This is a genomic window from Gilliamella sp. Occ4-3 (assembly GCF_001690675.1).
Taxonomy (GTDB): Bacteria; Pseudomonadota; Gammaproteobacteria; order Enterobacterales; family Orbaceae; genus Gilliamella; species Gilliamella bombi.
The window spans coordinates 1-1453 of the sequence record NZ_LZHR01000120.1 but is presented as its reverse complement, the minus strand read 5'-3'; the positions used below and the strand labels follow the sequence as shown (position 1 = coordinate 1453).

The 1453-nt window shown below is 35.0% G+C and carries 2 protein-coding genes and 1 pseudogene; 1 reads left to right on the top strand and 2 read right to left on the bottom strand.

Features of this window, described 5'->3' with window-relative positions; translation table 11 throughout:
- A partial coding sequence (locus A9G44_RS12650; RefSeq protein ID WP_141672896.1) for a transposase occupies positions 1–231 on the bottom strand: 231 nt, incomplete at its 3' end.
- A 75-nt stretch (positions 232–306) separates the two neighbouring features.
- Here A9G44_RS12650 and A9G44_RS12645 point away from each other — a divergent pair.
- Positions 307–711: pseudogene (locus A9G44_RS12645) on the top strand (IS3 family transposase); the annotation flags it as partial.
- A 97-nt stretch (positions 712–808) separates the two neighbouring features.
- Here A9G44_RS12645 and A9G44_RS13855 read toward each other — a convergent pair.
- Positions 809–1258 (bottom strand): RHS repeat-associated core domain-containing protein, encoded by a 450-nt coding sequence (locus tag A9G44_RS13855; protein WP_257006603.1) that lies wholly within the window; start codon positions 1256–1258, stop codon positions 809–811.
- Positions 1259–1453: the final 195 nt, after the last annotated feature.

Sequence of the window (1453 nt, the reverse complement as noted above, 5' to 3'; positions counted from 1 at the left end):
AAGCTGTGATTTTAAGCTCAGCTCGGCAAACATCTGCTTAAGTTTGCGGTTTTCAGCCTCCAGCTCTTTTAAGCGTTTGATATCCGAAGTTTCCATTCCGCCGTATTTTTCCCGCCATTTATAAAAAGTTGAATTACCCATGCCATATTTACGGCAGAGTTCCTTGACAGGAATACCTGCTTCAGCTTCTTTTAAAATAGCGACGATTTGATGTTCAGTCATTTTTTTCATAATTAAATCCCCTTTTACTTTTATCATAGATAATTTTCTACTTTTTTGCTGTACTATTTTAGGGGATAGTTACACAGTCGCTACATAGACCGCCATTTAGTGTGTAATACATTAAAACAAGCTTTATTTCGGCGTCACTTTCCTAAAAATGTACTCATTCATAGTGACCAAGGAAGCCAATATTGCAGTGCTGATTTCAAGCAATTATTGTTACAATATGAACTAAGGCAAAGCATGAGTCGAAGAGGCAACTGCTTTGATAATGCGGTTGTTGAGAGTTTTTTTCATACACTCAAAACACATATTATTCATGACTGTTACTACAAAACGAGGAAGCAGGCTAATAAAGCACTATTTGAATATATTGAAATCTATTATAATCGGATACGCCGTCATTCAGCCAATGGCTGGGTATCACCTGAACAATATGAACAACAATATTACCAAAACGAAAAAATGATAGAGGCGGGCTCTGTCTAATATTTTGGCGAGGATCACTGATGTTCAGTCATCTTTTTCATATTTAAATCCTCTGTGGGTTAATAAAGAGAATTTTCTACTTTTTTGCTGTACTATTTTAGGGGATAGTTACATTCCATCCTCCATTAAGTGATCTTTTAGCTCTTTGTGCTTGACTAATGTTAGCATGTGATAAACCAGAAGAAGATTGTAATAATGTTGCTGGTGCAGCATTGCTTCGATAACTAGTTATATTTCTTTTAGCCCAAGCATCTTGTATTGGGTGATGGCTTTGTACGAAACCATCAGATCTAGTGTTTCTATGGCCTAAAGCTCTATTTGCATTAGGAGATAAGTTACCATGTATGTCTACATCACCTTTTTTATAGCCATTTGGAGCTTTACATATTAGTCCCCACGGATCCACCCAAGTCAACCCATTAGGCGCATACTGATACAGATTAAACCCACCCAGCAACCCAATCGGATCCGGCTGAGTAAATCTACCTATATCCGGATCATAATACCTGAAAGTATTGTAATGTAAGCCAGTTTTTCTGTCTAATATTTCCCCTGATATCTGATGATTCTATTTTACTGATTTGTGTTCAATTCCTGAATCATTCTTATTCCGTCTTTTCAATGGTTAATGATATCCAATAAAATCTTTAATAATATAAATGTGTAGAAATATATTTTAATTTTTTATATTTAAATAATCTGAAAAAATTCTAAATATAGATAGCAATTCATCAAATGAAGT